Source organism: Rubrobacter sp. M3-4 (genome assembly GCF_059772285.1).
Map to the genome: position 1 here is coordinate 104,849 of NZ_JCBAJP010000001.1, position 13,444 is coordinate 118,292.

Genomic DNA, 13,444 nt, shown 5'->3' on the forward strand with positions numbered 1-13,444 from the left:
GAAAGAATGAAGGTACTCTCGCGTTTTGCCCTTCCGCTCGTTCTGCTCAGCCTGGTCTGTTTTTTCGCTGGGCTCACGATCACCTCTGGTAGAGGCGGCACGCCCGCCCACCACGCCGGGGTCAAACACCGGCAGAGGATCAGGGAGGTCAGAAAAGACATCCCACTGACCCCGGCCGGCTGGCGGATACAGCCCGCGGGCACCGAGTTCAGCGTCCCCAAACAGGCGGTCGGGTTCCAGGGGCCGATGGGCTCGGCGCTCTCGCCGGACGGGGGGCACCTGCTCGCGGTGAGCAGCGGGGCGGCCCGCATCGACTCGACGGACCTGTTCGATCTCAATTCTCACAGGAGAACGGACTTCGTCCGCTACGACGCGCTCGAGGACGGGGGTCCTGCGGTCTTCTACGGGGTCGTCTACTCGCCCGACGGCACGAAGGCGTGGGCCTCGGGCGGTGGGCAGAACGTGGTGCACGTCTACAGCGTCCACGGCGACAGGCTCCGGGAGACCGGTCAGATCCAAACCCCCTACTTCCCGGCGGGGCTCGCCTACGGCCACACGCCGCTCGGCGACAGGATCTACGTCGCCAACAACCTCTCCGCCCCGACCTCCGGCGCCGGGAACCCGCCCGGACACCAGGTCACGGTCATCGACCCCAAGACGGACGAGGTGACCGGGACGATAGACCTGGGACAGGCGCTGGAGCCGCTGGATGTTACGTTCGACCGCACCGGCAGGCACGCCTACGTGACCAACTGGATGGGGCGGACGGTCTCGGTCATAGACACCGCGACGCAGAAGAAGGTGAAGGACATCGTCCTCTCGCCGCACGACCAGCCGCTCGCGGCCGACCACCCGAGCGCCATCGCCGCCAACCCCAGGCGCGACGAGGTCTACACCGCCAACGCCAACAGCGACACCGTCTCCGTGATAGACACCCGCACGAACAGGCTGGTCGAGAACATAGACGTCGCGCTCGTCCCGAACGGGCCGAAGGGGGCGATCCCGGACGGCCTCGCGGTGAGCCCCGACGGCGGGACGCTCTACGTCGCCGAGGCCGGAGAGAACGCGGTCGCGGTGGTGAACCTGGACAGCCGGCGGGTAGAGGGGTTCATCCCCACCTCCTGGTACCCGTCCGACGTGCAGATAACCCCGGACGGCAGGAAGCTCGTAATCACCAACACCCAGGACTCTGGGGCCGGGGCCAACCGCTGCGGGCCGCTCACCACGATCCGCGAGAGCTGCCCGCCGCTCGACCCCGACCGCGACCCGCCCGGCGGTCACGACGGAGCGCCGGACACCCAGTACTCCGGGACCATGATCAAAGGCTCCGTCCAGGTCGTCGCGGTGCCGCGGAACCAGGGCCGACTGCGCGCCCTGACCAACGAGGTCAAAAGCAACAACCAGGTCCGCGCCCGCAGGAGGTCGGAGCCGCCGGTGCTGCGCAGGAACATCAAGCACGTCATCTACGTCATCAAGGAGAACCGCACCTACGATCAGGTCTTCGGCTCTTTGGGCAAGGGCAACGGCGACCCGAAGCTCGACCTCTTCGGCGATGACTCCGCCCCGAACCACCGGGCGCTCGCCCGGCGCTTCGTGACGCTCGACAACTTCTACGCCGACGCCGAGGTCTCCGCCGACGGGCACAACTGGTCCACCCAGGCGGGCGCCACAGACTACGTGGACAAGACCTGGCCGGTGAGCTACTCGCCGAGGCCCCGCGGCAGCGAGCGGGCCTACGACTTCGAGGACGTACCCCTCGGGATGCAGTTTTACAGCGAGCCCCTCGCCTCGGACCCTTCGGTCCCGCGCCCGGCGGCGGCCCAGACGGTGGGGTACCTGTGGGACGACGCCTACGCCCACGGGGTCTCCTACCGCGACTACGGGGAGTACACCGAGATCCCCGGCGTCTGCGGCGGGGCGGGCAACACCTCGGACGTCACCCACCTGCAGCGGCGCTTCGGGGATCACGTGGACACCCGCTACGACGGGTTCAACCTGGAGTGCTCCGACCACCTCAAGCGAGAGCCCGAGTGGGAGCGGGAGTTCCACCGCTACGAGAGGAACGGCAACCTGCCCGCGCTCGAGATAGTCCGGCTCCCCAACGACCACACCATGGGCACCGTCCCCGGAGCCGCCACCCCCGAGTCTTACGTCGCCGACAACGACCTGGCCCTCGGACGGCTGGTGCAGACCGTCTCCCACAGCCGCTACTGGAAGAGCACGGTCATCTTCGTCGTCGAGGACGACGCCCAGGACGGCCCCGACCACGTCGACGCCCACCGCACCGTGGCGCTCGCGATAAGCCCCTACACCCAGACCGGGAAGGTGGACTCCACCCACTACGACACCTCCTCGATGATCGCGACGATCGAGGACCTGCTCGGGCTCTCTCCGATGAGCATCACCGACTCGCGGGCGACGAGGATGTGGAGGTCGTTCACCAGCCACCCCAACTTCCGCCCTTACGAGGCGAAGCAACCCGAGGTCACCCCCTTCGGCGACCCAGGAGCACCGACGAACCCGAAGAACGCCCCGATGGCGAAGGCCTCCTCCAGGATGGACTTCACCCGGGAGGACGCCACCCCGGAGATAGGGCTCAACCGGGCGATCTGGAAATCCATAAAGGGCCGCGACTCCAGGATGCCGGCCCCGCTGCACGAGAAGATCATGGGATCGGAACCAGCAGAGAGAAAGTAGAGAGGAGGAAAAATGAAGAAGCTGTTGTACTCACTGGCCCTCGCCGCGGTGCTGGTGGCGCTCGCGGCCGTGGGCGCGATGGCCCGAAGCGGTCCCTCGGGCGAGAGACCGGCCCATCGCACCCCGCCTCACAGAGGGAGCCAGACCACCACGCCGATAAAGCACGTCGTCGTGATCTTCCAGGAGAACGTCTCCTTCGACCACTACTTCGGCACCTACCCCAACGCGAAGAACCCACCCGGCGAGCCGGCCTTCCACGCGAGGAAGAACACCCCCTCGGTCAACGGGCTGAACGAGACGCTGCAGGCGCCGAACAACCCGAACTCCGTGCAGCCGTTCCGGCTCGACCGCTCCCAGTTCGAGACCTGCGACCAGGACCACGGCTACACGGCCGAGCAGCAGGCCTTCGACGCGGGCCTGATGGACCGCTTCGTCGAGACCGTCGGCCGCGGTGACGGCGGCTGCAAGGATTACGGCAAAGGCCCGGGGCTCGTGATGGGCTACTACGACGGCAACACGGTGACCGCCCTCTGGAACTACGCCCAGCACTTCGCGATGAGCGACAACTCCTACGGCACCACCTTCGGACCCTCGAGCCCGGGGGCGATCAACCTGATCTCCGGGCAGACCCACGGATTTGCGCAGACGAGCCCGGCGGTGAGCGCGAACGGGACCATGATCGGCGACCCGCAGCCGGCCGGTGACAAGTGCGACACGCGCGATACGACGAAGTCCATCGACCCGAAGAACAAGAACATAGGCGATCTGCTCAACGCCAAGAACGTAACCTGGGGCTGGTTCGAGGGCGGCTTCCGAGACTGCAACCAGTCGCACGCGAACATGGCGGGCATCGTCTCCAAGGACTACATCCCCCACCACGAGCCCTTCCAGTACTACCCCTCGACCGCCAACCCCGACCACCTGCCGCCGAGCTCGGTCGCCATGATCGGCAAGACCGACCGGGCGAACCACCAGTACGACCTCTCGGACTTCTGGGCGGCGGCGCGTCACGGCAACCTGCCCGCGGTCAGCTTCCTCAAGGCCCCGGCCTACCAGGACGGTCACGCCTACTACTCCGACCCGCTCGACGAGCAGGAGTTCCTCGTGAACACGATCAACCGCCTCCAGAAGCTCCCCGCCTGGAAGGACATGGCGATCATAATCGCCTACGACGACTCCGACGGCTGGTACGACCATCAGATGGGTCCGATCGTCAACCAGTCGAACGACCCGCAGAACGACGCGCTCTCCGGGACCTCTTGCGGCAACAGGCCGGAGAACGTGATGGGCGGTTACCAGGACCGCTGCGGCTACGGCCCGAGGCTCCCGCTCCTCGTCATCTCTCCGTACGCGAAGCAGAACTTCGTCGACCACACGGTGACCGACCAGACCTCCATCCTGCGCTTCATCGAGGACAACTGGAACCTCGGGCGCATCGGCAACCACTCCTTCGACGCGAAGGCGGGCAGCCTGCTGAACATGTTCGACTTCTCGCACGGCAGACGCGCCCACAGGCTCTTCCTCGACCCGAAGACCGGGGAGCCCTCCCGCGGTTCCCACAGGTAAAGAACACCTTCCAGACAGGAAGGGGCACCCTGTACAGGGTGCCCCTTCCCCGTTCGAAAGAGAGCGTCACCGGATTTAACCCGCTCATTACACGCCGTTTACCCGCTTTTAACCACGAAGGGGTCCCCCGGCGCTACATTCCCCCGGGCGAGAAATCCGGAGGAAGGCAAATTACAATGCCAGCGTTTTACACGGCGAGAAGCAGGGTCATCGGGGGTTCGAAGAAACCCCGGGGTTCAGAGAGGGGGGTCTTGGAAGAACGGGATCCGAAACCGGTTCGACGTAGGAGCAGGGGGCGCCGCATAAGGCGCGAGCATCTGTTGTTTCTCGCGTTCATCGCACCCAACTTCGTCATACTGGGCATCTTCACCTACTGGCCGCTCCTCTACCAGTTCTACCTGAGCCTGACCAGCTGGAACTTCCTCTCCCCCGAGAAGCCGTTCGTCGGCCTCGCCAACTACCGGCAGATGTTCGCTCAGCAGGGCTTCCTGCAGGTTCTCGGCAACACCTTCTACTTCATGGCCGCCGTGGTCGCGGGCAGCCTGGTATTGGGGCTGGCGGTGGCTCTCCTGCTGAACCAGAAGCTGAAAGGGAGAAACCTCGTCCGTTCGATCGTCTTCACACCATACGTTCTGAGCGGTGCGGCGATAGGGCTCGTGTGGGACTACATCTTCGACCCGCACTACGGTCTGATCCACGCCTTCCTCGAGCCCCTCGGCATCCCGTCTCCCAACTGGCTCAACAGCACCGCCTACGCGATGCCCGCCCTGATCATCGTCTACCTCTGGAAGAACCTGGGCTTCAGCGCGCTGGTCTACCTGGCGGCGCTGCAGAACATCCCCCGCGACCTCTACGACGCCGCCGCCGTGGACGGGGCGGGGAAGTGGGCCTCGCTGCGCCACGTCACGATCCCCCAGCTCGCCCCGGCCACCTTCTTCGTCGTGGTCATAACCATGGTGCAGTCCTTCTCCTACAACGCCTTCGACATCATCTACGTCATGACGCAGGGAGGGCCGGTGAACGCGACGACCACGCTCATCTGGTACATCTACCAGCAGGGCTTCCAGGCCTTCAACATCGGGATAGCCTCGGCCGCCTCCACCGTACTCTTCATCATCCTGGTGACGCTCCTTCTGATCCAGAACCGCTACGTACGCAGAAGAACGGAGGAGATGTAGCCATGGAGGAGAGGGTGTTGAGGGTCTACATCGGCCGGGCGGTGAGCTACGCGCTGCTCTTACTGGTCGCGCTGCTGTTCGTCATCCCGGTCTTCTGGATGCTCTCGGGCTCCCTGAAGACGCTCGGGGAGATCTACACGTTCCCACCACAGTGGATACCGCTGCACCCCAAATTCTCCAACTACGTCGAGGCCTGGCACGCGGCCCCCTTCGGCCGTTACTACCTGAACACCGTCATCGTCGCCTTCTTCGGCACCGCGATAGAGATGGTCGACGCGGTGCTGGTGGCCTACGCGCTCGTCTTCCTCAGGTTCCCCGGCAAGAACCTCTTCTTCCTCGCGCTCGTAGCCGCGCTGATGGTCCCGATCCACGCTACCATGATCGCCAACTACGCGACCGTCTCCTCGCTGGGGTGGGTCAACACCTACCAGGGGATCATCGTACCCGGAGCGGCCACGGTGGTGGCCGCGTTCCTGCTGCGACAGCACTTCACCACGATCCCGCGCGAGCTGGTCGAGGCGGCCCGGCTGGACGGGGCCGGCCATCTGAGGACCCTCTGGTTGGTCCTGCTCCCGGTCTCGCGCCCGGTGCTGGTCACCGGGGCGTTGATCACGCTCGTGGGCAAGTGGAACGACTTCCTGTGGCCGCTGGTGGTCACCAACACCAGCAACATGCGGGTCCTCTCGGTCGGCCTCGCCCAGCTCTACAACCAGGAGGGTCAGAACCAGTGGGGCGTGATCATGGCCGCCACCATCTTCGTGATCGTCCCGGTGATCCTCGTCTTCCTGCGCTGGCAGAAGCACATAGTCTCGGGGCTCACCGCAGGTACGACCAAATACTAGGAGAACACCGAAAGAAAGGAGAACCATGCGCACAAGAAAGGTGAGCAGGGGGAGGTTCCTGGCCCTCTCGGGAGGAGCCCTGGCTTCGGTAGCCCTGGCCGGCTGCGGGAGCGGGTCGGGCGGCGTCCAGCAGGCCTCCGGCAACCTCCCGAAAGAGGCCAAGGGACGCACGGTGGTGGTGCTCTGGTCTTCCTACTCCGACGTCCTGGGCAAAGCCCTGCAGAGCCTGGTGGACAAATTCAACGGCTCACAGAAGGACGTCTACGTCCAGAACCAGTTCCAGGGCTCCTACGAACAGACGGCCCAGAAGCTCGCCCAGGCTCTGCAGGCGAAGAAGATCCCGGACATCTCGCTCCTCTCGGACGTCAACTGGACCCGCTTCTACCTCAACGGCAACCTGGAGCCGCTCGACGGATACTTCGGCAAAGGGTTCTCCAGGGAAGATTACCTGACGCCGTTTCGCAAGGAAGGCACCAAGAACGGCAAGCTCTACTGGGTCCCCTTCGCCCGCAGCACCCCGCTCCTCTACTACAACAAAGAGATGTTCCGGAAAGCGGGCCTGCCCGACCGCGGCCCGAAGACCTGGAGCGAGCTTCAGGACTGGGGGCGCGAACTGGTGAAGCTCCCCGCCAAGCCCAAGGCATTCGCGTTCACCACCGCGGACAACTACAACGCCTGGTACTTCCAGAACAACGTCTGGGACTGGGGTGGAGCCTACTCGAACGACAAGCTCGACATACTCATAGACAAGGACGGGGCGGTCGCGGCCGGTGAGTTCGTACGCGCCTTCTGCAACAAGTACGGGCTCGGCTACATGGCGAAGAACCAGACCGCGGACTTCGCCAACGGGCAGACCGCGATGACCGAGGACTCTTCCGGAGACCTCACGACGATCCTGCAGTCGGCCAAGTTCGACGTCGGGGCCTCTTTCCTGCCGGCCGAGAAGGACTTCGGCTGTCCGACTGGGGGGGCGGGGCTCTCCATCCTCTCCTCGATCCCGGAAGAACGCAAGAAGGCGGCCTTCGAGTTCATCAAGTTCCTCGGGCAGCCGGAGAACGTCTCGTTCTGGACGAAGAAGACGGGATATCTACCGGTCACCAACTCGGCGATAGCTTCGAGCGAGATGCGCGACTACCTCAAGAAGAACCCGCTGTTCAAGGTGGCCGTCGAGCAGCTGCCGAAGACCCGCCCGCAGGACCTCGCCCGCACGATCATCCCGAACGGCGACCAGATCATCGGCAAGGGCATCGAAAACATCATAGACAACAACCAGCCGGCCAAGACCGCCTTCGCCAGCGTGGCCCAGCAGCTCGAGAGCGCGGGCAAGAGCGTCAAGAGCCAGCTGGCCAAGGCCGGAGGCTGACAATCCCCATGGTCATCAACATCGCCCACCGGGGCGCCTCCGGGATCGAGCCCGAGAACACCCTGAGGGCGTTCAGGAGGGCCGAGCGGGAGGGAGCCGACGCCGTCGAGTTCGATCTGAGGGTCGCGCTCGATGGAGACCTGATCGTGATGCACGACCCCGACGTCCTCAGGACGACCGGCCGCGGGGGGCTCGTCAGCGAGATGACCTCCTCGGAGCTCGCCGGACTCGACGCCGGGCTGGGGGAGCCGGTGCCGACGTTCGTGGAGGCCTCCCGCTCGACCGGCCTGGAGCTCTACGCCGAGATGAAGGTCCGGCAGGCCGTCGAGCCCCTCTGCCGTCTGCTCGCCGGCGGCGGAGACCTCACCTCCCGTATCACGCTCATCTCCTTCGACCACGGGGCGCTCGAGGAAGCGCGGTCCCTGCTCCCGGAGGTGAGGCTCGGGCTCATCAGCAGGGAGCCCTCCCTCCGGGACCTCGGCTGGGCCCGAGAGGTGGGGGTGGGTTTGATCTCGGTATGGGCCCCAGCGCTCGAAGACGACTTCGTCACCGGCTGTCACGGTCTGGGGATCTCGGTCACCGCCTGGACGGTCAACGATCCGTCCGACATGCGCCGTCTCATCGGCTGCGGCGTGGACGGGGTGGTAACCGACCACCCCGAAGTGCTCGGCCGGATCCTGCGCAGAGGCTAACGCCGGCGGAGTACGGCGAAGAAATCCCTGTCATCGGGCGTGAGGTAGCGGTCGTTCGGGCGCAGCATCGTGGGCAGGAGCTTGGAGGGTCCCTTTCCACCCGGAGCATCGTAGGTGAAGAAATCTACCCAGTAGGGGTTTATGTCCAGCTGCATGGCCCGGACGGCCCCGGCCCTCACCATGATGTCGGCCAGCCCGCGGGTTGTCACCCCGTCGGCGGCGGCGTAGATGAGGCCACCGTGCGCATCCACCCCGACGGCGGATCTCCACACGTATACCGTGTTCCCAACCGTGGTGCCCCAGAGCGTCGGATCTAGGGTCCTGCGTGTGGGTCTTGCGTGGTCCACGATGAGCGGCAGGTTTTGGCGCAGGTACTCTATGTTGTGGGATGGTCTGATCTCTTTCCCCCAGCTCCCCACGTCGACCCGTCCGTTCTTGTACACCGCGATCGTGCCCAGCCCGGACCTGGGCCGGACGTAAACCCTGCCTCTGGAAATAAACCCACCATGCCCGTCCTGGGTCTTGAAGCCGCTGTTGAAGGTGGCAAGAAGCTCGCTCCTCTGCGCAGCGGGCACCTCCCCCTCTCCCGGCCCCAGCCGCGAGTGGGGTTGCTTGCGCCCCGGGATCAGCTCGAGGCGCACCAGCCGGGTGTCGATCCAGGCGACCCCGGCGACGACCGTGGGATGCGAGGGGTCCGGCCGGAAGGTGGTCTCGAGTATCGGCGCTCTCCCGCCGAAGACCTGTCCCGCAGGCCTCCAGACCCCCTCACCCGGCAGGGCGGGGTGCATGAGTGGTTTGATCCCCGCAGGGCGGGTAAGGTCCGCCGCGGTCCCGACCGGAGAACCCGAAGAGACAAGACGCGTCGGTGCCCGTCTTGGGAGCCTGTGCAGCGTAGGACCTCCCCGTGGAGGCTGGTTGAGCGTGTACCAGACATCCTCGGCCTTCGCCACCAGAAAACCACCGTGGTGGTTCCTCACCCACTCCACGGTCCTCATGGCCAGGCTGGTGTTGCCCGGAGCGGTGATGGCCCGGACGTAGGAAGGCCCCGCCAGAGCGGCCAGAACGAGCAGCACCCCGGCTGCGGCGTATCCCGCCCCGCGTAAGAACCTGCCCTTCCTCGCACGTTTTCTTCCCCTCCGCAAAGCCTCCTCCCATCCGGGAATCGCTCGAACACCGAAGATGCTACCCGGCCGGGGTGAGATACCGCTGAGACGACGCTGAGAGATCGATGAGACACCCGACGGCGTGAAATCTTCGACCGATGTCCCGGACGTCCCCCCAGGATCGATTATCATTGTGTTTGGAGGACAGATTGCACGAAGAAAACGAAAACCACGGCGGCCACGAAGGCCATTCCCACACGATAGGACCCCAGGCGGACCGGCGCTACCTGACCATAGCGCTCTTCCTGATCGGGGGCTTCATGCTCGCCGAGGGCGTGCTGGGCTTCGTAGCCTCCTCCCTCGCGCTGCTCTCCGACGCCGGGCACATGCTCACCGACGCCGGAGCCCTCGCGCTCGCGCTCGTCACGATGCGCCTCGCGCAGAGGCCTGCCCACGGCATCATGACCTACGGCCTCAAGCGCTCGGAGATAATGAGCGCCCAGATAAACGGCGTCACCCTCCTGGTGCTCTCGGCGCTCTTCTACTACGAGGGGATAGTCCGCCTGCTGCACCCGCCGCGGGTCGAGGGCGGGCTGGTCCTCGTCGTCGGGCTCGCCGGCATCGGGGTCAACCTGCTCGCCACCTTCACGCTCGCGAAGGCGAACAGGGAGAGCCTCAACGTCGAGGGCTCCTTCCAGCACATCCTGACCGACCTCTACTCGTTCATCGCGACGACGATCGCGGGCGGCATCATCTACTTCACCGGCGGTTACTACCGCGCCGACGCGCTGGCCGCGCTCGTCATCGCCACGATAATGCTCCGGGCGGGCTTCGGGCTGGTGCGCGACTCGGGACGCATCTTCATGGAGGCCGCCCCCAAAGGCCTCGACCCCGACGAGATAGGGCACGTCATGATCTCACACCCGGGCATAGTCAACGTCCACGACCTGCACGTCTGGGAGGTCACCTCCGGCTTTCCGGCCCTCTCGGCCCACGTGCTGGTCGGACGCGACGAGGACTGCCACAGGCGACGCCGCGAGCTCGAAGAGCTGCTCGAGGAGAGCTTCGGGATAAGCCACACCACGCTGCAGGTCGACCACGAGACCCCGGAGCTCCTGGACATCCCCACGCAGGACGAGACCGAAGGAGCGCGCTTCACCCGCCCCCACTAACGCACCGTGATGACGGCCCGTCCGCCCGGCGGGCTCTCGTGGTGGAGCCGGTCCACCGCGCTCACGCAGTAGGTGTAGCGGCGCCCGGGGCGGGCCGTCCGGTCGAAGCAGGAACGCGTCCCGGAGCGGCCGGCCGGGACGACCTTGAGGATGTTGCGCCCGTCCCGCAGGTCGCAGGCTCCGGGCCTCCTCGCCCCACCGAAGCGGTAGACGACGTAGAGCGCATCATCCGGCCTCCCCCGGGCGTGCCACTCGAGCAGTACGCCCCGCCTGGTGTTCCTCGCCCGCAGCAGCACCGGGTGAGGCGGAGCACCGCCGGGCCGGCGCATCGCCGGGATCAGCGCGGGGTGCCGGTAGAGGTCGCGCGCGAGGCGGCCGCGGAATCCGAGCGGGTTCTTGAGCACGTCGCTCACGCTGAAGTAGACGTCGCCCCTCACCCCCGGATGGCGGCGGTCGAAGCGCACGTGCGAGGGCATCTCGTTTGGGTCGTCCCAGGCGCCGCCGCTCCCGATCTTGTACGCCGCCTGCCCGATGTACAGCTCCACCCCGCGACCCCGCACCTGCTCCGCCCACCACCGCACCAGCACCTCGTAGGGGGCGGGCCCGTAGCCGAAGTTCCAGTAGACCTGCGGGACGACGTAGTCGAGCCAGCCCCGCCGCACCCACCCGCGGCTGTCGGCGTAGAGGTCGTCGTAGGAGGAGAGGCCGCTGGTCGCCGAGCCCCGCGGGTCCTCCGAGCGGTTGCGCCAGATGCCAAAAGGGCTGATCCCGAACTTCACGTACCGCTTTTTGCGCTTTATCTGGCGGGAGAGCCCGCCCACGAGCAGGTCCACGTTGTTCCGCCGCCAGGCGGCCTTGCTCCGGAAACGCCCCCCGTAGCGGCGGAAGGTGCCGCCGTCGGGGAAGCCCTCCCCGGAGACCGGATAGGGGTAGAAGTAATCGTCGAGGTGGACGGCGTCCACGTCGTACCTCCCGACCACCTCCATCACCGAACGTTCGATGAGACGCCGCACACCGGGGATCCCCGGGTCGAAGTAGAGCCGGCCGCCGTAGCGGACGACCCAGCCGGGATGCTCACGCGCCGGGCTGCGCGGCGAGAGGCCGCGCAGGCTCGACCCGGTGCTCACCCGGTAGGGGTTGAACCAGGCGTGCAGCTCCAGCCCCCTGCGGTGGGCCTCCTCAACCGCGAAGGCGAGAGGATCGTAGCCGGGGCTCCTCCCCTGCCGACCCGTCAGGTAAGAGGACCACGGCGCGTACCTGGAAGGATAGAGCGCGTCCGCCGCCGGGCGCACCTGCAGGATGACGGCGTTCATCCCGAGCGAGCGCACGGCATCGAGGATATCGAGGAGCTCCCGCTTCTGACGGCGCGCCGGAAGCCCGGGACGTGAGGGCCAGTCTATGTTGGAGACGCTCGCGACCCAGACCGCCCGAAACTCCCGTTTGGGAACTTCAGGCCTGCCGCAGCGCTCCGGAGAAGCACTTCCCCCGCTCGCGGCTTCCACCGGCTTCTGCCACGCAGCCAGGTCGTAGAGCGCGAGACCGGCCACCCCGCCGCCCGCGAGCCCCAGGAAGCCCCGGCGCGAGATCGCATCCTGCATGGATTACCCCCTCCCTACGGTTGCAGGCTCATTGTGCCAGAGGGAGGGGGGCGGCGCTAGACCTCGACCAGCACGGCGTCCCCCTGGCCGCCGCCGGAGCAGATCGCGGCGAGCCCCCGCCCGCCGCCCCGGCGGCGCAGCTCGTAGAGGAGCGTCATCAGGATGCGCGCCCCGGAGGCGCCTATCGGGTGGCCGAGCGCGAGCGCCCCGCCGTTGACGTTGACGATCTCCGGGTCCACCCCGAGGATGCGCGCGGAGTGGATCGCGACGCCGGCGAACGCCTCGTTGATCTCGACGAGGTCGAGATCCTCCGCCCTCCAGCCGGCCTTCCTGAGGGCGAGCCTCGCGGCGTTCCCGGGCGCCGTCAGGAGGTCCGGCGGGCCCTCGGCGACCTTGGCGTGGGCGACGATCGTCCCGAGCGGCTCCAGGCCACGCTCCCTGGCGAACGTCTCGCTCGAGAGCACCAGGGCCCCCGCTCCGTCGGTGACGCCCGGGGCGTTCCCCGCGGTAACGGTCCCACCCTCCTCGAGCGGCGGCAGCTTCGCCAGCTTCTCGAGGGTGGTGTCGCGTCGGATCGGCTCGTCATGCTCCACGAACGTGGTCTGACCCTTTCTGCCGGGCACCTTCACCCCGACGATCTCCTCCGCGAGGCGGCCCTCGTCGGTCGCGGCGGCCGCCCTGCGGTGCGAGCGCAGCGCCCACTCGTCCTGCTCCTCGCGCGAGAGGCCGTAACGCCTCGCCCCTTCGGCTCCGAACCGGATCATCTGCACGTGCTCGAAGGCGTCGAGGAGCCCATCGTGGATCATCGCGTCCACCGCCTCGAAGTCGCCCATCCGCGCCCCCCAGCGCGCCTTCTCGAGCAGATACGGGGCGTTCGACATGCTCTCCATCCCGCCCGCCAGGACCACCCGGTAGTCCCCGACCCGGATCATGGTCTCCGCCAGGACCGCGCTCCTCAGGCCCGAGGCGCACACCTGGTTCAGCGTCTCGGTCGTGAGCGAGAAGGGGAGCCCCGCGTGCCGGTTGGCCTGCCGCGAAGGGATCTGGCCGACGCCAGCCTGCACCACGATGCCGAAGACCGAGTGCTCTATCTCTTCGTCCTCGACCCCTGCACGGTCGACGGCCTCCCTTATCGCCGCGCCGCCCAGCTCCGGCGCGCTCAGTGCAGATAGCGCACCACCGAGCTTGCCGAACGGGGTTCTCGCCGCCCCCAGGACCACGGCTCTCTCCACT

At 66.8% G+C, this 13,444-nt stretch carries 10 protein-coding genes; 7 read left to right on the forward strand and 3 right to left on the reverse strand.

What is annotated here, in order from left to right; translation table 11 throughout:
- The first annotated feature begins 6 nt into the window (after positions 1-6).
- From AC6EKW_RS00485 to AC6EKW_RS00510, 6 genes are all read left to right on the forward strand, one after another.
- A complete protein-coding gene (locus AC6EKW_RS00485) occupies positions 7-2,697 on the forward strand; it encodes a bifunctional YncE family protein/alkaline phosphatase family protein (protein ID WP_498513371.1) in 2,691 nt (896 codons plus the stop codon).
- A 12-nt stretch (positions 2,698-2,709) separates the two neighbouring features.
- Positions 2,710-4,263: a phospholipase C gene (locus tag AC6EKW_RS00490; protein WP_273888118.1), complete on the forward strand. Its 1,554-nt coding sequence runs from the start codon at positions 2,710-2,712 to the stop codon at positions 4,261-4,263.
- A 251-nt stretch (positions 4,264-4,514) separates the two neighbouring features.
- Positions 4,515-5,441: a carbohydrate ABC transporter permease gene (locus AC6EKW_RS00495; RefSeq protein ID WP_273888119.1), complete on the forward strand. Its 927-nt coding sequence runs from the start codon at positions 4,515-4,517 to the stop codon at positions 5,439-5,441.
- A gap of 2 nt (positions 5,442-5,443) precedes the next feature.
- Positions 5,444-6,283, forward strand: a complete 840-nt coding sequence (locus AC6EKW_RS00500) for a carbohydrate ABC transporter permease (protein ID WP_498513372.1) — start codon at positions 5,444-5,446, stop codon at positions 6,281-6,283.
- Positions 6,284-6,308: 25 nt separating this feature from the next.
- Positions 6,309-7,646, forward strand: a complete 1,338-nt coding sequence (locus AC6EKW_RS00505; protein ID WP_498513373.1) for an ABC transporter substrate-binding protein — start codon at positions 6,309-6,311, stop codon at positions 7,644-7,646.
- Between the two features lie 8 nt (positions 7,647-7,654).
- Positions 7,655-8,338 (forward strand): glycerophosphodiester phosphodiesterase, encoded by a 684-nt coding sequence (locus AC6EKW_RS00510; RefSeq protein ID WP_498513374.1) that lies wholly within the window; start codon positions 7,655-7,657, stop codon positions 8,336-8,338.
- Here the strand turns inward: AC6EKW_RS00510 and AC6EKW_RS00515 are convergent.
- Complete coding sequence (locus AC6EKW_RS00515) at positions 8,335-9,480, reverse strand: phosphodiester glycosidase family protein (protein ID WP_498513375.1); 1,146 nt, start codon at positions 9,478-9,480, stop codon at positions 8,335-8,337. The two genes, AC6EKW_RS00510 and AC6EKW_RS00515, sit on opposite strands and share 4 nt — an antisense overlap.
- A gap of 170 nt (positions 9,481-9,650) precedes the next feature.
- Here AC6EKW_RS00515 and AC6EKW_RS00520 point away from each other — a divergent pair, with 170 nt between their 5' ends.
- Positions 9,651-10,613 carry a cation diffusion facilitator family transporter gene (locus AC6EKW_RS00520; protein ID WP_273888124.1) on the forward strand — a complete coding sequence of 321 codons (963 nt, stop codon included), beginning with the start codon at positions 9,651-9,653 and terminating at the stop codon, positions 10,611-10,613.
- Here AC6EKW_RS00520 and AC6EKW_RS00525 read toward each other — a convergent pair.
- Positions 10,610-12,211: a glycoside hydrolase family 10-like protein gene (locus AC6EKW_RS00525; RefSeq protein WP_498513376.1), complete on the reverse strand. Its 1,602-nt coding sequence runs from the start codon at positions 12,209-12,211 to the stop codon at positions 10,610-10,612. The two genes, AC6EKW_RS00520 and AC6EKW_RS00525, sit on opposite strands and share 4 nt — an antisense overlap.
- A 56-nt stretch (positions 12,212-12,267) precedes the next feature.
- Positions 12,268-13,443: an acetyl-CoA C-acetyltransferase gene (locus tag AC6EKW_RS00530; protein ID WP_273888126.1), complete on the reverse strand. Its 1,176-nt coding sequence runs from the start codon at positions 13,441-13,443 to the stop codon at positions 12,268-12,270.
- Position 13,444: the final 1 nt, after the last annotated feature.

Coding starts and splice junctions, on each gene's coding strand:
- AC6EKW_RS00485 (WP_498513371.1), top strand. CDS start 7: ATGAAGGTACTCTCGCGTTTTGCCCTTCCGCTCGTTCTGCTCAGCCTG.
- AC6EKW_RS00490 (WP_273888118.1), top strand. CDS start 2,710: ATGAAGAAGCTGTTGTACTCACTGGCCCTCGCCGCGGTGCTGGTGGCG.
- AC6EKW_RS00500 (WP_498513372.1), top strand. CDS start 5,444: ATGGAGGAGAGGGTGTTGAGGGTCTACATCGGCCGGGCGGTGAGCTAC.
- AC6EKW_RS00505 (WP_498513373.1), top strand. CDS start 6,309: ATGCGCACAAGAAAGGTGAGCAGGGGGAGGTTCCTGGCCCTCTCGGGA.
- AC6EKW_RS00510 (WP_498513374.1), top strand. CDS start 7,655: ATGGTCATCAACATCGCCCACCGGGGCGCCTCCGGGATCGAGCCCGAG.
- AC6EKW_RS00525 (WP_498513376.1), bottom strand. CDS start 12,211: ATGCAGGATGCGATCTCGCGCCGGGGCTTCCTGGGGCTCGCGGGCGGC.